16 protein-coding genes are annotated in these 17,316 nt (G+C 54.3%); 10 read left to right on the plus strand and 6 right to left on the minus strand.

All coding sequences use genetic code 11. The features are described 5' to 3' along the window. Positions 1 to 162 precede the first annotated feature (162 nt). Positions 163 to 2,349 (plus strand): bifunctional 23S rRNA (guanine(2069)-N(7))-methyltransferase RlmK/23S rRNA (guanine(2445)-N(2))-methyltransferase RlmL, encoded by a 2,187-nt coding sequence (gene rlmKL, locus LX59_RS14790; protein ID WP_144573242.1) that lies wholly within the window; start codon positions 163 to 165, stop codon positions 2,347 to 2,349. A gap of 66 nt (positions 2,350 to 2,415) precedes the next feature. Here the strand turns inward: rlmKL and dacB are convergent, their stop codons facing one another. The 6 genes from dacB to LX59_RS15655 all read right to left on the minus strand — a co-directional run bounded on the left by dacB (position 2,416) and on the right by LX59_RS15655 (position 8,843). Further along, complete coding sequence (gene dacB / locus LX59_RS14795) at positions 2,416 to 3,846, minus strand: D-alanyl-D-alanine carboxypeptidase/D-alanyl-D-alanine endopeptidase (RefSeq protein WP_144573243.1); 1,431 nt, start codon at positions 3,844 to 3,846, stop codon at positions 2,416 to 2,418. Between the two features lie 149 nt (positions 3,847 to 3,995). After that, positions 3,996 to 5,327, minus strand: a complete 1,332-nt coding sequence (locus LX59_RS14800) for a deoxyguanosinetriphosphate triphosphohydrolase (protein WP_144573244.1) — start codon at positions 5,325 to 5,327, stop codon at positions 3,996 to 3,998. A 37-nt stretch (positions 5,328 to 5,364) separates the two neighbouring features. Further along, positions 5,365 to 5,754, minus strand: a complete 390-nt coding sequence (locus tag LX59_RS14805) for a hypothetical protein (RefSeq protein ID WP_144573245.1) — start codon at positions 5,752 to 5,754, stop codon at positions 5,365 to 5,367. Between the two features lie 95 nt (positions 5,755 to 5,849). Continuing rightward, on the minus strand, positions 5,850 to 6,623 hold the full coding sequence (fabI, locus tag LX59_RS14810; RefSeq protein ID WP_144573246.1) for an enoyl-ACP reductase FabI: 774 nt from the start codon (positions 6,621 to 6,623) through the stop codon (positions 5,850 to 5,852). 167 nt (positions 6,624 to 6,790) lie between these two features. Continuing rightward, positions 6,791 to 8,098 carry a glutathionylspermidine synthase family protein gene (locus LX59_RS14815; protein ID WP_170234390.1) on the minus strand — a complete coding sequence of 436 codons (1,308 nt, stop codon included), beginning with the start codon at positions 8,096 to 8,098 and terminating at the stop codon, positions 6,791 to 6,793. Between the two features lie 4 nt (positions 8,099 to 8,102). Beyond that, the gene (locus LX59_RS15655; RefSeq protein WP_170234391.1) at positions 8,103 to 8,843 is read right to left on the minus strand and encodes a hypothetical protein; all 741 of its coding nucleotides are present in this window, start codon (positions 8,841 to 8,843) and stop codon (positions 8,103 to 8,105) included. A gap of 231 nt (positions 8,844 to 9,074) precedes the next feature. Here LX59_RS15655 and LX59_RS14825 point away from each other — a divergent pair, with 231 nt between their 5' ends. From LX59_RS14825 to LX59_RS14865, 9 genes are all read left to right on the plus strand, one after another. Beyond that, entirely contained in the window at positions 9,075 to 9,689 is a 615-nt protein-coding gene (locus LX59_RS14825) for a DUF6655 family protein (RefSeq protein WP_144573249.1), read from the plus strand. Positions 9,690 to 9,864: 175 nt separating this feature from the next. Beyond that, the gene (locus LX59_RS14830; protein ID WP_144573271.1) at positions 9,865 to 11,157 is read left to right on the plus strand and encodes a cobyrinic acid a,c-diamide synthase CobB; all 1,293 of its coding nucleotides are present in this window, start codon (positions 9,865 to 9,867) and stop codon (positions 11,155 to 11,157) included. Beyond that, a complete protein-coding gene (bluB, locus tag LX59_RS14835) occupies positions 11,154 to 11,804 on the plus strand; it encodes a 5,6-dimethylbenzimidazole synthase (protein ID WP_144573250.1) in 651 nt (216 codons plus the stop codon). Before LX59_RS14830 ends, bluB begins: the two co-directional genes overlap by 4 nt. Continuing rightward, positions 11,804 to 12,724: an adenosylcobinamide-phosphate synthase CbiB gene (cbiB, locus tag LX59_RS14840; RefSeq protein WP_144573272.1), complete on the plus strand. Its 921-nt coding sequence runs from the start codon at positions 11,804 to 11,806 to the stop codon at positions 12,722 to 12,724. The genes bluB and cbiB overlap by 1 nt, the downstream gene beginning before the upstream one ends. Continuing rightward, positions 12,717 to 13,700: a threonine-phosphate decarboxylase CobD gene (gene cobD, locus LX59_RS14845; protein WP_144573251.1), complete on the plus strand. Its 984-nt coding sequence runs from the start codon at positions 12,717 to 12,719 to the stop codon at positions 13,698 to 13,700. Before cbiB ends, cobD begins: the two co-directional genes overlap by 8 nt. Before the next feature lie 5 nt (positions 13,701 to 13,705). Continuing rightward, the gene (locus LX59_RS14850; protein WP_144573252.1) at positions 13,706 to 15,193 is read left to right on the plus strand and encodes a cobyric acid synthase; all 1,488 of its coding nucleotides are present in this window, start codon (positions 13,706 to 13,708) and stop codon (positions 15,191 to 15,193) included. Then, complete coding sequence (gene cobU / locus LX59_RS14855) at positions 15,181 to 15,702, plus strand: bifunctional adenosylcobinamide kinase/adenosylcobinamide-phosphate guanylyltransferase (protein ID WP_144573253.1); 522 nt, start codon at positions 15,181 to 15,183, stop codon at positions 15,700 to 15,702. Before LX59_RS14850 ends, cobU begins: the two co-directional genes overlap by 13 nt. Next, a complete protein-coding gene (gene cobT, locus LX59_RS14860; protein ID WP_144573254.1) occupies positions 15,699 to 16,760 on the plus strand; it encodes a nicotinate-nucleotide--dimethylbenzimidazole phosphoribosyltransferase in 1,062 nt (353 codons plus the stop codon). Before cobU ends, cobT begins: the two co-directional genes overlap by 4 nt. After that, entirely contained in the window at positions 16,757 to 17,311 is a 555-nt protein-coding gene (locus LX59_RS14865) for a histidine phosphatase family protein (RefSeq protein WP_144573255.1), read from the plus strand. The genes cobT and LX59_RS14865 overlap by 4 nt, the downstream gene beginning before the upstream one ends. Positions 17,312 to 17,316: the final 5 nt, after the last annotated feature.

The raw sequence follows: 17,316 nt of genomic DNA on the forward strand, positions 1-17,316 counted from the left end.
CACTTTTTGCTTATCAACCTTTCTAAGCCTGTCGAGAATAAGCCTAGAAAACCCCCTAATCTGAGGATTTTAGCCTCAGCACATCTAAAGCTTATGGGCGCCTGTTATTTCTGATTTGCTCCAGATTATCGGTCGAATTTGCCAACTACTTCCGGAATTTCCATGACTGACCAGCACGAACTGATCCTTACCTGCCCCAAGGGCTTAGAAATCCTACTCTGTGACGAGGCGCGTAGCCTTGGTTTAGAGCAGCCTCGCGAGCGTTTGGCTTTTATTCAGGGGACGGGTAGTCTGGAAACCGCCTATCGTCTTTGCCTGTGGTCACGTTTAGCCAACAGAGTGTTGCTGGTGCTTAGGCGTTTTGCAGTGGCCAGTGCAGAGCAGCTTTATCAAGAAATTCAATCCATCGACTGGGCCGATCATCTGGAGATTCAAGGCAGTTTAGCCATTGAGTTTACGGGCCGAGGTGCAGGGATTGATAACACCCATTTCGGAGCACTGAAAGTCAAAGATGCCATAGTGGATCAACTGCGCGACGATCAGGGACGGCGGCCCAATGTGGACAAGCTGAATCCTGATGTACGCATTCATGTGCATCTGGAGCAGGGGCAGGCCACGGTATCGCTGGATTTATCGGGCCATAGCCTGCATCAGCGCGGTTATCGGTTGCAGCAAGGCGCTGCCCCGCTGAAAGAAAACTTAGCCGCAGCCATTTTGATTCGCTCCGGTTGGCCTCGCATTGCTGCCGAAGGCGGCGCTTTAGCTGACCCTATGTGTGGTGTGGGAACGCTGCTGATTGAGGCGGGTTTGATTGCCGCAGATGTGGCTCCTAATTTACATCGGCCTCAATGGGGGTTCACTTATTGGCTGGGGCATGTTCCGGCTCTGTGGTCACGGTTACATCAAGAGGCTTTGCAGCGGGCGGAGGAGGGGTTATCTAAACCCCCGGCGTGGATTCGCGGCTATGAAGCTGATCCGCGTTTGATTCAACCGGCGCGTAACAACATTGAGCGCGCTGGGCTTAGCCAGTGGATTCGGGTTTATCAGGGCGAATTGGCGACCTTTGAACCCCATCCCGATCGCGGACAGAAGGGCTTGGTGGTGTGTAACCCACCTTATGGTGAGCGCCTAAGCGACGAGGCGAGTCTGGTGTATCTGTACCGTCACTTAGGTGAGCGGATGCGCGAAGCCTGTTTGGGCTGGGAGGCGGGTATCTTTACCGGAGCCCCTGAACTGGGTAAGCGCATGGGGGTACGCAGCCATAAACAATACGCGCTGTGGAACGGCGCTTTGCCCTGCAAACTGCTGCTGTTTCGCATTGAGCCCCAGGCCTTTGTGGGAGGTGCCGCCTTGGCTGCCGATCATCGGGCTAAGGATGCGCCCGCTGCTGCTCCTGTTGCAGCACCTTTGAGCGAAGGGGCGCAGATGTTTGCTAATCGCCTACGGAAAAACCTCAAGCAATTTAGCAAATGGGTCGCCCGTTCGCAGATTGAGTGCTATCGCCTGTACGATGCGGATATGCCCGAATACGCGCTGGCCATTGATGTATACCGTGACTGGGTGCATGTGCAGGAATATGCGGCCCCGCGCAGTGTCGATCCGGCCAAAGCGCAGTTGCGCTTGTTAGATGCCTTGTCTGCTATTCCCCAAGCTTTGGGCATTCCCTCAGAGCGAATCGTGCTCAAACGACGCGAGCGCCAGACCGGAACGCGCCAATACGAGCGTCAACAGGCCACAGGGGACTTTATGGAGGTGCAGGAAGGCGCTTTGAAGCTGTTGGTCAATCTGCACGACTATCTAGATACCGGCTTGTTTTTGGATCACAGACCCCTGCGGTTACGCCTGCAGGCGGAGGCTTCCGGTAAGCGCTTTTTGAATCTGTTCTGCTATACCGCCACTGCCAGTGTGCATGCGGCTAAAGGCGGTGCGCGCTCGACCACCAGTGTGGACTTATCCAAAACCTACTTAGACTGGGCACGGCGTAATCTGGCCTTGAATGGTTACTCTGAACGTCACCGTTTGGTGCAGGCGGATGTAGTGCATTGGTTGGAGCAAGACCGCGAGGAGTATGACCTGATCTTCATTGATCCGCCGACCTTCTCGAACTCGAAGCGTATGGACGGCGTGTTTGACGTACAGCGCGATCATGTACACTTGCTGGATTTAGCCATGACCCGTTTGGCGGCGGGCGGAACCCTGTATTTCTCCAATAACTTCCGCCGTTTTGTATTGGATGAGCAACTGTTGCAGCGCTATCGAGTCGAGGAAATCAGTGCTCAAACCATAGACGAGGACTTTCAACGTAATCCGAAGATCCATCGGGCGTGGCGTATTCAAGCCAAGGCTTAGTTAATAGGGTAGAGAGTAAAAGAACAGGGAGGCTACAAAGCCTCCCTGTTTGAAACACTGATGTGCTTACTTACGGCTTTGTAGGCTGATTAACACCTGATCCAAAATCGAGGAAGCCCCCCAAGGGCGGTCGTGGTTGAGGATGGCTACCACCGCCCAAGTATTACCGCGTCCATCTCGGCTAAAGCCTGCAATAGCCCGCACGTTGTTTAGGGTTCCGGTTTTGATGTGGGCATCGCCGGCCATGTTGCGCAGGCGTTTACGCATGGTACCGTCCATACCCACTAAGGGCATGGAGGAAATAAACTCAGGGGCATAGGGGCCATACCAAGCGGCGCGCAGCATATAGGCCATTTCCCGAGCGCTGATGCGCTCATTGCGAGACAGGCCTGAGCCGTTTTCCATAATTAGGTTGGAAGCATCCAAACCTTTCTTAGTAAACAAATTATGCACCGCACGGTTGGCGGCTTGGGCATCGTCAGCATCATTGGCGTTCCGAAAACGTGCCCCAATGCTGAGGAATAGCTGACGCGCCATAGTGTTGTTGCTGTATTTGTTGATGTCGCGGATGACTTCTACTACATCCGGCGAAAAGGCACGGGCCAGCAAACGGGCTTTGGGCGGGACGTTGCCTAAACGATCGGCTCCTTGGATGCTGCCGCCAAGCTCTTGCCAGATGCCGCGTACCGCGCCTGCGGCGTATTGTGGATGGTCAAGGATGGATAGATAGCTTTGACCGCTGCACCCTTCAGGAAGATTACCCGTAGCCACCATCACCAATTGCCCTTGCGCGTTTTGCGTTACGTTGTAGCGCGTATTGGGCCAGTCTTGGCACTGCACACCGCGTTGGGAGCTGATGCGGTTGTCGATGATCAGGTTGGCCATTGGTGGTTCGGTAGCCACACTGATGCGGCCTTCTTCGTTGCGGACTAAAACCCGTAATGCTTTGAGATTGACCAGCAAAGCATCGGGGCCGACAAGGAAGGGTTTGTTCTCATCGCCGCCATCGTCCACGAAGCTGTCATTTTGTGGAGGTATAAAAAAGCTGCGGTCTAATACCAAGTCTCCGGTGATTTGGCGTACCCCATTAGCCTTCAGGTCACGCATCAACAGCCAGAGGCGCTCCATATTGAGCTTGGGATCTCCACCGCCTTTAAGGTACAGGTTGCCGCTGAGTACGCCCGCTTTCAAAGAGCCGTCGGTGTAGAACTCGGTTCTCCACTGGTGGGTTGGGCCCAGTAACTCCAAAGCCGCGTAGGTAGTGACCAGCTTCATGGTGGAGGCCGGATTGAGGGGCACGTCTGCATTGAAGATGGTGGGCGTATCCTGACTGGTCAAAGGCAGCATGACTAAGGACACTGCATCAGGCGGTAGCTTGTTGGCTTTTAGCGCCTGAGCGACGGATTCGGGCAGGCTTTGGTTAATAGCTTCTGCCTGAGCCGATCCGGCAAACAGGATCAGACTGGTTAGTGCAAGGGTACTCAGGGTCTTTTTCATGGAGTCAGGCGCAACAATAGAGTTAGGCAAGCGGTTCCGGAGGTGGAAAAGCTGCCGCATTATGCCTGAGCCTGAGCCCGCTGTGCGTGTTCAAAATCAAGCAGGGGCTGGACTATAGTCGCTAGCCCCCTGAAGATGGGTGTAGATGGTTATAAAACCCTAGGGCGGCCTGTCATTTCGTTGGCCATTTCGGCGGCGTAGCTGTCGGTCATGCCCGCAATAAAGTCCATCATGCGTAAAAAGCGTTGATACAAACTTAGCTCAGGGCCGGGCTGGTGATAGCCTAGCAGGTCTAAGATGCGCTGATTTTTGATGGAAAGAGGGCGCTTGCTGTGTTGTTCTAAAGCTGCGCCAAAAAAAGCATTGAGTAAAATCTCTAAAACCGTGTACGCCCCGATTTCGTGCAGGGTTTTGCGTTTGTTGTGGAAGATTTTTTCCCGCGCTACTTGCTTGGCCCGTACCACGCACTCCTTTGCAGGGCCGTGCATGTGATCGACCAGATCGCTGGCTAAATTACCGGCCAACAGTGCTTCTTGTTGTTTGACGAAGGCACGGGCGGCGGCGTTGGTCAGGTGCTCAATGGCTTTACCGCGTAGGATCGCCAGTTTGCGCCGTTGTGAGTCCTGTTGCCCCAATTGGCGGTAGGTAATGGGCAGATCATCACCGACAAGATTGAGCAGTAAGGCTTCTACTTCGGCGTAATCCAGTAAGTCCATTTCCAGACCGTCTTCAAGGTCGATCAGGCCGTAGCAAATATCGTCAGCCGCTTCCATCAGATAAACCAATGGATGACGGGCCCAGCGCTGTTCTTCAACCAATGGAACGCCCAATTTGGCGGCGATTTGTTCTAACAAAGGCAGTTCGCTTTGGTAGCAGCCAAACTTATGTTTTTTGTAACCCAGTGCTTCTGCGTGCCGGGCGGCCCAAGGATATTTCAGGTAAGCGCCAAGGGTGGCGTAGGTGAGGCGCATACCGCCATCAAACTGGTGGTATTCCAGTTGGGTCAGCACCCGAAAGCCTTGGGCATTACCCTCGAAGTTTAAAAAATCCAGCCGCTCGGCATCTTCCAGTTGATCCAACCAGCCGCGCTCTAATGCCTGCAAAAACCAGTGACGGATGGCATCTTCACCAGAGTGGCCAAAGGGTGGGTTGCCTATATCGTGGGCCAAACAAGCCGATTGAATGATGACACCCAGATCCGCTGGGCTGCACCAAGCGGGCAGCTCATCTCGTAACACTTCGCCTACGCGCATTCCTAAGGAGCGGCCCACGCAGCTTACCTCTAAGGAATGGGTTAGGCGGGTGTGGATATGGTCGTTGCTGGATACCGGATGCACCTGTGTTTTACGACCTAAACGCCGGAACGCACCGGAAAAGATGATGCGGTCATGGTCTTTATGAAAGGGGCTGCGGCCCAGCTCCTCTGGGCTATGTACTACCTTGCCTAAGCGTTCGCGGGTAAGCAGTGTGTGCCAATCCAAGGGCAATCCTCCAAGGGTATGTGGGGGTGAGCTTAACTCAGGGCTCGTTCCAAAAGTCGGGGCATCCCAAACGCTCAGCCCGAGCTTTAGAAGCACGTAAGGCCGCCTCTAAATCATTGAGGCTGGGTTTATTCGGGGTTTGAGCGTAAAACCAAGTCGCTTTGGCCACCATGCTGGTGCTGTACAGTTCAGCCATGCGTAAACACTCCGCCTTTAAGGTTTTGGGATTAGGCGGAATAGGCAAAGAGGCTAGGTGTGTTTCCAGCGCTGTGGGTTCGGGTTCTGGCTCCGGTAGGGAAGCTGAGGTATCTAACTTCGGAGGGGAGTCTGAACGGGGTTCAGTCGCTAATGGCTGAGGGGGAAGGCTCTGGCAAGCCGTTAACAGGCAGCAAACAACCACTGGAAGCAGGCGCAGGATGTGGGACATTCAGTTCGTGTCAGGATGAAGTGTATATAGGTAGCCTACAGGATTAGGCTCTGATCGCCAGCTCCTGTTGAGCCGCGATCAGAACGGGGGTGGAGTTAGCGAACGGCGTGTACGCCTGCATCCACATACAGGGTTTGGCCGGTCATACCGCTGGCATCAGGCCCAACGAGGAAGGCGACGCAGCCGCCCACTTCATCTAGGGTGACTAAACGCCCTAGGGGAGCTTCAGAGGCCATACGGCTCATCAGTTGGTCAAACTGGGGTAAACCAGACGCGGCCCGAGTGGGTAAGGGGCCGGGAGAAACCGCATGAACCCTAATATTCTTAGGCCCAAGCTCAAGTGCCATATAGCGCACTAAGGATTCCAGCGCCGCTTTAACCGGCCCCATCAATCCATAATGTGGGATGGCGTCGTCGGCTCCGATGTAGGTCATGGTGACCAGTGCGCCGCCCTGAGGTAAGTGGGGTTCCACCAAGCGCGCCAGTTCAGCAAAGGAGTGGCACGACACGCGCATCGCCTCGTTAAAGCCTTCGGCACTGCTGTCTACCACACGGCCCAAAAGATCTGTTTTAGGGGCCCAAGCGATGGAATGCACCACAAAATCCAAGCCGCCTAATTGGTTGACGGCCTGATGAACTAGGTGCTCCAAATCTCCGGGGTGCTCGACATTGCAGATATGTAGCGGTGCTTGAATAGATTCGGCGAGGGGGGTTACTACGGCTTGGGCTTTCTCATTCAAACACGAGAGTACCAATTGGGCGCCGCGAGCAGCTAGAACGCGGGCACAACCCCAAGCAATGCTGTGTTCGTTAGCGACACCTAGAATAAGACCACGATGGTTAGATAGGGGAAGGTGTTCTGTAATCATCAGATGAGTTCCATGCTATGGGAAGGCTCCCTATAAGGCAGCTATAGACTGTGTTTAGATTCTGCCCACCAAAGTATGTCAGTCTGCACCTATAAATGAAGCAAGAATGTGTAAGGAATCACCTTTTGGCTGTTAAGCCCTATGTCTGGGGCTTAGGTCAGAACATCTTAGACCACAATCTGATGTGGGATAAAACGCTCGTTACTGAGTTCAAGGACAGGCGTTTCAAACGCACGAAAACACAGGGTTGCCGGAATGGCCTGCTTAGTACCGGCTTGGCCCGCCATCCACATGCCAGCAATAAAATGCTGAGCGCTGCCCGGCCATTGTGCGGCGGCCTGATACTGCTGATAGATGCGTGGCCCTTGCGCGTAGAGACCTTGAGTCTGTACTTGAAGCTGGCCTTGAGCGTCAAAAACCTCAATATTGGCGGACAGTCGTCCTAAAACCGGCTTGCTGACGTAAGCCTGTTGAGCGGCTCGGAAAGGGTCTGGAGTCAGATAGGTTCGGAGTAAAGGGGCCGCTTGATGCCGTTGGGCAAAGTCGGAATCCTGCTCCATCAACTCAGTGACATAGGCCAGCAAGCCTTTATGGCTCATAAACCAGCGCCAAGCAGGTTCCAACAAAGCGACATGGTTGGCCCATTGTTCCCAGTTCATGAACGCCGTTGGAAACTGCTCCACCATCTCTTCCCAAGGAGAGAGCACAAAGAGGGCATCTAAATAGGTATTGGTGTTACGGATCACAAAGGGGCGGCGCCGCTCGGCGTGGTCGTAGTCGATGTCGGACAGATCCAGAAGGTGCGCAGCGGCTTGCTCTCCGATGACCTGCGCTAGGGTTTCGCAGGTGGTTAAGTCTTCAATATGGTCAAAGGAACAGGCTAGGGCAATCTGATGCTGTGGTGCCAGCCGATGGGCTTTCAGCAGGTTGCGTGTTAAGTCGTACCATTCGTTGTATTGGCTTTGTCCGCTTGGGTCAATCTGGCTGAGTAGACGATGTTGTAGGTTAATGGACTCAAACAACATTACGGGCGTATCCCCGTTGAACTCGTAAATTCCAGTGACTGCTCCGTTATCAGGATTGATTACTGCATCGAAGCGCCCGTACAGACTTTGGCCAATTAGGGTGCGACTGTTGAAGGTATGGCGGGCATAGGGAATAAAATAGGCCCCGTGCTTGCGTAGAAAGGGGCAGTCCATGAAGCGATGCAAGGCCTCAGGATCTGCAAACAATCTCTGTAGACCCTCCAGCAAAGCCGCATAGGTTGCAGAAAAAGCCGTCTGGATACCCCCAATCTGGGACTCTGGAATATTGTAAAACGGCATAGCCGCCGCATGCTGTAGGGGGAAGGCCAAAAGCTCCTGCACGTTATTACGCAGGGCCGCATGATGTTGATACAGCCCATACAGGTAGGGCAGCTCTTCGCGGAGCAGGCTGTCCAAATCCAAAGCGATTGAGTGGTGGGTGATCTGCATGCCCTTAGGCTCCGCCACTGTAGCTGCTGGAGCGGCTTGAGCTGGAGTTAGAGCTGCTAAATACACTGCTACTGCGAGTAGACATACTGGAGCTGGTGGAGTCTTTGGAAGCCGGAGCCGCGTTCGACGTAGGTTGTTTTTGTAAACTGACGGACGAAGGCTGAGTGGCTGTAGTGCTGGTGCCGGTTGAGGGCTGTACCGCACTGCTGGCTTGTGGGCGCACAGGGGTTGAACTGGCTGCTCCTGTTGCAGGTGTAACCGGGGTCGCTGCTCTTTGGGCGTTTTGCTGCAAGCTGTTATTGTAGCTGGAGGTAGCCATATTGCGTTGCCGGCGTTCATCCTCACGGCTGTAATAGCTGTTGGTGCGTAGGGGCGGATTTTGCCGCGCGTAGTTATTCACCCCGCCCGCGCTGATCATGTGCCCGATCAAAGCGCCCGCCGCCATGCCTGCTACCAAAGGCCAAATACTGCTTTGGGATTGCTCATTACCTTGATCGCGCACCACGTGCAGTACGCGATTTCCGGCTTCATCAACCCCGTAGTAAACATCCTTGACGCTGGGATCAGCGGCTTGCAAGCGGGCCAGCTCAGCCTTGAGCTCGGTACTTTCCGCCGACAGTTGGGCCCGGGTTTCTGCACTGGTTGCACTGTTGCTGGGTGTGCTGGTATTGGCAGGACTGTCTTCATTTTGACAGCCTGTTAAGCTGACTGCTGTGGCCGCCAAAATCATCAGCTGCTTGTTCATGAACTTAAGCCCTCCTTGTGCGTGTTATTCTGAATCGCTGATTTTTTCTTTATTTCGTGTGTCATGGAACCTGTGTTAAATGGATGAATGATAGCATATCGCTGTTGAGAACTTTTCCGTTATTGCTTGATCCAATGCAGTAAGGCACAGCCGGAATAGGTGTTTTGAGTCTTGTGCAGATCAATTCTGCTGTGCAGAGACTCAAGCTTCAACTTGAGATAAGGAAGCCTAATGACCAAGCTCCCTCTAGGTTCTAGCACCGCGCTAGCTGTTTCTATGCTGTTGATGGTGCAGGGGTGTTCTACCCTAGAAGAGACCAATCCAGCCCGTAGCGCTACCGAACAACTCTTAATTTCGACCGCTGCCGAGCGAGCGGCACAGCGGTTGAATCTAAAAATTCCAGCCAATACCAGAGTCTTTGTCGAAAGCAGCAACTTTGAAGGTACGGATGCCAAGTACGCAACAGCCGCTATTCGTAGTCATTTGCTCTCCAAAGGGGTTTTGCTGATTGATGATAAAACCAAGGCCGATGTGATTGTGGAAACCCGTGCCGGAGCCCTGTCTACAGATCGCAAAAACACGGTGGTGGGTATTCCAGCCTTTGAGCTGCCTTTACCGCTGGCTTCTAGCTCTATCAGCGTTCCTGAACTAGCCCTGTACGGCAAAGACGGTCAGGTGGGAGTCGCCAGCTTTGCTGCTGTTGCCTATAACCCAAAAACGGGGCAGTACGTGGATGCTTCTTCACCAACCTTTGGCTATTCCCATAACACTAAGCAAACGTTTTTGCTGTTCTTTTCATGGCGTACCAATGATTTGATTCCCAAACAGCAAAAAGATGACTTCTAAACACTGAGGTGGTCTGAATTCGCTCACTGGGTAGGGTCGTCTCTTCTCGATTTACCCTTGTATTGGTGATACTTTGCGTCTCTAATTTTGCGGGATAAAGCAGTCTGTTGTGGTCAATAGAAGCTAAGTACGCAATCATTTCGGCTAACGCCTAATCTTTGCCGTGAACACAGTGATTAAGTCTTCGAATTGCCCCGCTTTGTTGATTGCAGCACCCGCTTCAGGTCAGGGTAAAACTTGGGTGACGGCGGCTTTGGCTCGTTTTCATGGTCGTCAAGGTCGGCGGGTACGGGTGTTTAAGTGTGGGCCGGATTTTTTAGATCCGATGATTTTAGCCCAAGCCTGCGGTCAGCCGGTGTATTCCTTAGACCTGTGGTTGTTAGGGGAAGAAGCGTGCCGCCGTTTGCTGTGGCAAGCCGCCGCTGAGGCCGATCTGATTCTGATTGAAGGGGTCATGGGGTTGTTTGATGGTTCGCCCTCAGCCGCTGATTTGGCGCGTCAATTCGGCATTCCCATTGTGGCAGTGATTGATGCCGCGGCTATGGCGCAAACCTTCGGTGCCTTGGTCTATGGTATGGCTCATTATCAACCGGGTTTGTCCTTTGCCGGCGTGTTAGCTAATCGTGTGGGCAGTGAGCAGCATGCGCAGTTACTGCGTAGCAGCCTGCCGGAAGGGCTGCCTTGGTGGGGTGCGTTACCACGTAGGACGGATTGGGAGTTACCCAGCCGTCATCTGGGCTTATTTCAAGCGCAAGAAGTAGCCGATTTAGAGGATCGCCTAAACGCTGCTGCTGAAGCCATCGCCCACAGCGCCAATCCTCCTTTGCCTAACGCAATAACCTTTGAGCCTGCCGCTGAGGTTAGTATGCTTCCGCTGCTGGTCGGAGTGCGGATTGGTATCGCACGGGATGAGGCTTTTGCCTTCACTTACGCAGCCAATTTGGATTTATTGCAGGAGTTAGGGGCCGAGCTGAAGTTTTTTTCCCCTTTGCGGGATTCCCAGTTGCCAGAGGTGGATAGCCTGTATTTTCCCGGTGGCTATCCTGAGTTGCATCTTGAAGCTTTGGCAGATAACCAAGAGTTAATGCAGAGCATTCGTGCCCATCATGCGGCCGCAAAACCCATACTGGCTGAATGTGGGGGGATGCTTTATGTGCTGGAGCGGCTAACCGATGTTGAGGGACAGTCCGCGGCTTTGCTAGGGCTGTTACCGGGGAAAGCCGTGATGCAGCCGCGTTTAGTAGCCTTAGCCTTGCAAGAGGTTGAGTTACCCGAGGGCCAATTGCGGGGCCATAGTTATCATTACTCGCGCCTTGAGTTATCCGTAGAGCCCATAGCCCTAGGGTACAGCCCAAATGCGCGGTCTGTGAGCGAGTCAGTATTTCGGCTGGGGCGTTTGACCGCCTCCTACATTCATTTTTATCTGCCTTCTAACCCACAGGCCGCTGCGGCGTTATTTTTGCCATGACTGCTGACTTTACTGATTCTGAGCGGGCGGCGGTGTACCGAGCCATCGCAGAGCGCCGAGATATGCGGCATTTTTGCGGTGGACAGATTGAGCCGGAGGTATTGCAACGTCTGCTGAATGCAGCTCATCAGGCTCCGAGCGTTGGTTTAATGCAGCCTTGGCGTTTTATCCGAATTTGTAATCCTGAGCGGCGTGCAGCGATCCAAAATCTAGTGGAGCAAGAGCGCCAACAGACGGCAGAAGCTTTGGGTGAGCGACGGGACGAATTTCTACGCCTGAAAGTAGAAGGTATTAAAGACTGCGCCGAGCTGCTGGTGGTGGCTTTGATGGAAGGGCGTGAGGCGCATATTTTTGGCCGCCGTACCTTGCCCGATATGGATTTAGCCTCAGTGGCCTGTGCCATCCAAAACCTGTGGCTGGCAGCCCGGGCTGAAGGTTTGGGTATGGGTTGGGTTTCCCTGTTCGATCCTGAGGCTTTAGGGCCGCTTTTGAGTCTGCCTCAAGGCGCACAAGCCGTGGCGATCCTCTGCTTGGGGCCAGTGACAGCCTTTTATCAGCAACCGATGTTAGAGGCTGAGGGCTGGACAAAAGCTCGTCCTCTGTCGGAGTTACTGTATCAAGACGATTGGGGCACGCCTCTATGTTGATGGGTACAGCACTGACGGTCATAGCGGCTTTATTGTTGGATCACTGGCTGGGAGAGCCTAGGCGCGCTCATCCTCTAGTGGCCTTTGGTGCTTGGGCGAATGTGCTGGAGCTTAAGCTCAATCCACAAGGGCAAGGAAAGCGCTCAGCAGGTCTTTTGGCTTGGGCATTGGCCGTGTTGCCATTAACCGCTTTGGCTTGGATGTTGAGTCAAATTCCTTATCTGGGCTGTCTGATTGAGGTGGGTTTGCTGTATTTGGCTATTGGTTTGCGCAGTCTGTTTGAGCACGTCCAGCCCATCATCCAAGCGCTACACACACACAACCTAAGCGAAGCTCGGTGGCGAGTGAGCCACATCGTTAGCCGAGATACCCAAGCTTTAGATGCGGATGCTGTGGCACGAGCCGCCACCGAGTCTGTATTAGAGAACGGCAGTGATGCGGTCTTTGCAGCCTTGTTCTGGTTTGTGGTCGCGGGTGCTCCGGGTGTGGTGTTGTATCGCCTAAGCAATACCTTAGATGCCATGTGGGGTTACAAGAACGTCCGCTTTCTACATTTTGGTTGGGCAGCAGCGCGCATTGACGATGGACTCAATTACATTCCCGCCCGTTTAACGGCTTTAAGCTATGCCCTCTGTGGCCATACCCGAACGGCTCTGCATTGCTGGCGTACTCAAGCACCTTTGTGGGACAGTCCCAACGCGGGGCCGGTGATGGCTGCGGGTGCTGGGGCTTTAAGGGTGCGTTTGGGCGGCACGGCGGTATATGGTGGCGCCATCCATCAACGCCCCGATTTGGGCGAAGGCTCAGTCCCTGAGGCTAAGGATATCCAGCGAGCTTTAAGGCTATTGCAGCGGGTCACAGGGCTTTGGCTGGCGCTGCTGCTATTAGGTGGATTGTTGGGTGGATGGCTGTATGCTTGAACACGGTGGCCGCCTGCGCCAAGCCGCGCAAACCTATAGCATTCCGATGCAGGATTGGCTGGACTTATCCACCGGATTAGCCCCTTGGTCGCTTCCCTTTCCTGCCGTACCCGAACAACTTTGGCAGCGCCTCCCTGAAGCGGAGGATGGTTTAGCCGAGCAAGCCGCCCATTATTACGGTGCGGCCCATGCGTTGCCGGTGGCCGGAACCCAAGCCGCTATTCAAGCCTTACCGCGTTTGCGTCCGCCCAGTCGAGTGGGGATATTATCGCCGTGTTACGCCGAACATGCGTATCAGTGGCAACAGGCGGGTCACTGTGTTGAGCTTTTGAAGGAAGCTGATATTCCTACTCGACTACCCGATCTACAAGTGCTGGTGGTGGTCAACCCAAGTAACCCGACCGGGCAATTGCTGGAGCCTGAGTTGTTACTGACTTGGCACAAGCAGTTGGCTTCACGAGGTGGTTGGCTGGTGCTGGATGAGGCCTTTATGGATGCCACTCCAGAGCACAGCCTAGCCGCTGCCAGCAAGCGTCCGGGGCTGATTGTGTTGCGTTCTTTAGGGAAGTTCTTTGGGCTGGCAGGAGTGCGTTTAGGCTTTGTGCTGGCAGAGCCCAAGTTGCTAGAAGCGCTGGAGCACTGGCTGGGGCCTTGGGCTGTGAGCGGCCCAGCACGTTGGATTGGGGCCGCATGCCTGCAAAACCTAGAAGCACAACAGCAGCAACGCCAACGCTTGCATCAAACCAGCCAACGCCTGAACAGGCTATTAGCGCATCAAGGGTTTCCCATTGTAGGAAGCACGGCTTTTTTCCACTGGTTGGTCACTGAGCAAGCAGCGGCTTTGCATCAGCACTGTGCTCAACAAGGCATCTTACTGCGCCATTTCCCCGAATTGCAGGGCTTGCGTCTGGGCTTACCGGCTACGGAGGCAGATTGGCAACGTCTGGAGCAGGCCCTAAACGGGTTTAGGAGATGATAATGATGAAGCGCGCCACAACCCTGATGGTGCAGGGCACTACCTCGGATGCGGGTAAAAGTACACTGGTGACAGCTTTGTGCCGTTGGCTAGCGCGCCAATCGGTATCTGTAGCCCCTTTTAAGCCACAAAATATGGCCTTAAACAGCGCTGTGACGGCGGATGGCGGCGAAATTGGTCGCGCCCAAGCGGTACAGGCTCAAGCCGCCGGTTTAGAGCCGCATACCGACATGAACCCCATCCTGCTCAAACCCAATACTGACATTGGGGCACAGGTGATCGTGCAGGGCAAAGCTATCGGCAATATGGCGGCGGTGGGTTATCAGCAGTACAAACCTATGGCCATGCGAGCCGTGTTGGAGTCCCATCAGCGTTTGGCCCATCAGTATCAGGTGATCATCGTTGAGGGGGCCGGTTCTCCGGCGGAAATCAACCTTCGAGCCAACGATATTGCCAATATGGGCTTTGCGGAGGCGGTGGATTGCCCCGTGATTTTGATCGCCGATATTGATCGCGGCGGTGTATTTGCCCATTTGGTCGGAACCTTGGCTTTGCTGTCGCCTTCGGAGCAAGCGCGGGTACAGGGGTTTGTCATTAACCGATTTCGGGGGGATCTGGCGTTGTTACAGTCAGGTTTAGACTGGCTGGAGCAATATACGGGCAAGCCGGTGTTGGGTGTGTTGCCCTATGTGCAGGATTTGCATTTAGAGGCTGAGGATAGCGTAGACGTGCGCCAAGTAACGGCTAGCGCTCATCCGCTTAAAGTCATAGTGCCGGTGTTACCGCGCTTGAGTAACCATACTGACTTTGATCCCTTACGCTTGCATCCACAGGTGGATTTGCAGTTTATCGGCCCCGGTCAGCCCATTCCGGCTGCGGATTTGATCATTTTGCCCGGCTCTAAAAGTGTGCGTGCTGATTTAGCGCGGTTGCGTGCTGAGGGTTGGGAGGAAGCGATCCAACGTCATCTGCGCTACGGCGGTAAGCTGCTGGGGATTTGTGGTGGCTTCCAGATATTAGGTCAGCAACTGCACGATCCTCTGGGTTTAGAGGGCGATGCCGGTGACAGCGAAGGCTTAGGTTTACTGGAGTTCTCCACGGTGCTGGAAGCAGAAAAGCAGTTACACCGCGTACAGGGCCAACTGTGTTTACAACAGGTACCCATCAGCGGCTACGAGATTCACGCAGGTGTCAGCCGAGGGCCTGCTTTAGAGCGTCCGGCAGTGTACTTAGACTCAGGCCGTGTGGATGGAGCTATCAGCGCCGATGGGCAGATTCTGGGGACTTACTTACATGGCCTGTTTGAACAGCCCAGTGCCTGCGCTGCTTTATTGCGTTGGGCGGGTCTGCAAGATCCACAGGCATTCGATTATCAGGCCCGTCGTGAACAGGACATTGAGCGCCTAGCCGATCTGGTACAGCAGCATCTGGATATCAAGCGCCTAAACCGACTCTGTGGACTGACTGCGAAGGAAATCCCATGCCTGAACTGATTTTAGGTGGAGCTCGTTCGGGTAAAAGCCGTTTGGCTGAGCAACGTGCTCAAGCCAGCGGTTTAGCCGTCACCTACATTGCCACCAGCCAAGCGTGGGATCAGGAGATGCAGGCCCGCATTCAACACCACCAAGAGCGTCGTCCCAGTCATTGGGGTTTAGTGGAGGAGCCTTTAGCGCTGGCTCAGGTGTTAATCCAAAATGCCGCTCCAGAGCACTGCTTACTGGTGGATTGTTTAACCCTGTGGCTGACTAATTTATTGTTACAGCCTAATCCTGAGCGATTGATGCATGAGCGCCAAGCACTGCTGGATTGCTTGCCTAAACTCCCGGGCCAGATTCTTTTAGTCAGTAACGAAACAGGGCTGGGAGTAGTGCCTTTAGGCGAACTCACCCGCCGTTATGTGGACGAAGCCGGTTGGCTGCATCAAGTCCTAGCCCAAAGCTGTGAGCGCGTTACCCTCGTGGTGGCGGGTTTACCCCTTAGCCTCAAGGAGCCTCCAGCATGACCGATACTGCCTTTTGGTGGCAAAACCCCTGTCGTATGCCTGATCAACAGATGGGGCAAGCAGCGCAACAACGTCAGCAGCAATTGACTAAACCCACAGGCGCTTTGGGCGATTTGGAAGCCTTAGCCATTCGTTTGGCGGCTTTACAGGCTAAGGAGTTGCCCCAAATCAACCAACCTTGGTTGACTCTGTTTGCCGGTGATCACGGAGTAGTGGCTGAAGGGGTTTCGGCTTATCCGCAGGCGGTTACGGTGCAAATGCTGCGTAACTTCCTCAACGGCGGTGCCGCCATCAGCGTATTGGCTAAGGCCCAGAATATTCCCCTAGAGGTAGTGGATTTGGGCACGGTGGATTTGCATCTGTCCTTACCCAATGTGCAGCACCTGCGCCTTGGCCCTGGAACAGCTAATTTCGTCCACCAACCGGCCATGAGTGTTGAGCAATGCCAAGCTGCCTTACAGGCCGGGCAGGCCGCCGTGCAACGGGCAAAAGCCAACCGTGCAGACCTGTTTCTGGCAGGAGAAATGGGCATTGGCAATACCACGGCGGCTACCGCTTTAGCCTGTGCCCTGACCGGATTGGCTCCGGCCCAGTTAGCTGGCCCCGGTACGGGGTTGGATCACTCAGGCGTGCAGCAAAAACAGGCGGTGATTAATCGGGCGTTGCAATACCATCAGGATCAATTAGAAGCACCTTTGCAGGCACTCCAATGCTTGGGTGGTTTTGAGCTGGCGGCACTGGCCGGAGCCTATATCGCCTGCGCTCAAATGGGAATACCGGCCTTAGTGGATGGCTTTATCTGTACCGCAGCGGCTCTGTGTGCGGTACGCCTGAACCCCGAGTGTCAACCTTGGTTGCTGTTTGCTCATGCAGGCGCAGAGCAGGGGCATGTACTGCTCTTGGAACAACTACAGGCCAAACCTTTGCTGCACTTAGGGTTACGCCTCGGCGAAGGCAGTGGGGCAGCGTTAGCAGTGCCCATCATTCAATTGGCCTGTCAGCTTCATACTGGGATGGCTACCTTTGCCGAAGCCGCCGTAGCAGATCGCCCACTATGAGTTTGAGTATTAGCCTGTTACGTCACGGAGAAACTACCCACGGCGGTTTTCGCGGACGCTTGGATGATCCACTGACGGAGCTCGGTTGGCAGCAAATGCAGCAAGCGGTGCAGGGGACAATGGGCTGGACGCATATCCTCAGTTCACCCTTACAGCGTTGCCGCCTTTTTGCTGAATACCTAGCTGTCGAGCTTGAGCTTCCGTTGCAGATTGAAGCGGATTTGCGTGAGTTGAGCTTTGGCGCTTGGGAAGGCCGTACCGCTGCTGAATTAATGGCCACGGATGCTGAGGCTTTAGGCCAGTTTTGGGCCGATCCTTACGCCTTTACGCCACCTCAAGCCGAGCCTATGCAGGACTTTGCCCTACGCCTTCAACGGTTAATGCAGCGTTTACCGCAAAGCTATGTTGATGCGTCCTTGCTGATTGTGACCCACGGCGGTGTGATGCGTTATCTATTAGCGGAGGCTCAAGGCTTGCCTAAACAGCAGTTATTGCAGATTGAAGTGCCCCATGCTGCGTTACGCCCATTGCACTGGCCCGATCAACGCTGAGCTGA

The sequence above is a fragment of the Azomonas agilis genome (assembly GCF_007830255.1).
Classification (GTDB): domain Bacteria; phylum Pseudomonadota; class Gammaproteobacteria; order Pseudomonadales; family Pseudomonadaceae; genus Azomonas; species Azomonas agilis.

Excerpts from the sequence above, each read along its gene's own strand:
- LX59_RS14850 (WP_144573252.1), top strand. The coding sequence starts at position 13,706 with ATGAAGCGCGCCACAACCCTGATGGTGCAGGGCACTACCTCGGATGCG.
- LX59_RS14805 (WP_144573245.1), bottom strand. The coding sequence starts at position 5,754 with ATGTCCCACATCCTGCGCCTGCTTCCAGTGGTTGTTTGCTGCCTGTTA.
- LX59_RS14825 (WP_144573249.1), top strand. The coding sequence starts at position 9,075 with ATGACCAAGCTCCCTCTAGGTTCTAGCACCGCGCTAGCTGTTTCTATG.
- dacB (WP_144573243.1), bottom strand. The coding sequence starts at position 3,846 with ATGAAAAAGACCCTGAGTACCCTTGCACTAACCAGTCTGATCCTGTTT.
- cbiB (WP_144573272.1), top strand. The coding sequence starts at position 11,804 with ATGGGTACAGCACTGACGGTCATAGCGGCTTTATTGTTGGATCACTGG.
- LX59_RS14865 (WP_144573255.1), top strand. The coding sequence starts at position 16,757 with ATGAGTTTGAGTATTAGCCTGTTACGTCACGGAGAAACTACCCACGGC.
- fabI (WP_144573246.1), bottom strand. The coding sequence starts at position 6,623 with ATGATTACAGAACACCTTCCCCTATCTAACCATCGTGGTCTTATTCTA.
- cobU (WP_144573253.1), top strand. The coding sequence starts at position 15,181 with ATGCCTGAACTGATTTTAGGTGGAGCTCGTTCGGGTAAAAGCCGTTTG.
- rlmKL (WP_144573242.1), top strand. The coding sequence starts at position 163 with ATGACTGACCAGCACGAACTGATCCTTACCTGCCCCAAGGGCTTAGAA.
- LX59_RS14815 (WP_170234390.1), bottom strand. The coding sequence starts at position 8,098 with ATGCAGATCACCCACCACTCAATCGCTTTGGATTTGGACAGCCTGCTC.
- LX59_RS15655 (WP_170234391.1), bottom strand. The coding sequence starts at position 8,843 with ATGAACAAGCAGCTGATGATTTTGGCGGCCACAGCAGTCAGCTTAACA.
- bluB (WP_144573250.1), top strand. The coding sequence starts at position 11,154 with ATGACTGCTGACTTTACTGATTCTGAGCGGGCGGCGGTGTACCGAGCC.
- cobD (WP_144573251.1), top strand. The coding sequence starts at position 12,717 with ATGCTTGAACACGGTGGCCGCCTGCGCCAAGCCGCGCAAACCTATAGC.
- cobT (WP_144573254.1), top strand. The coding sequence starts at position 15,699 with ATGACCGATACTGCCTTTTGGTGGCAAAACCCCTGTCGTATGCCTGAT.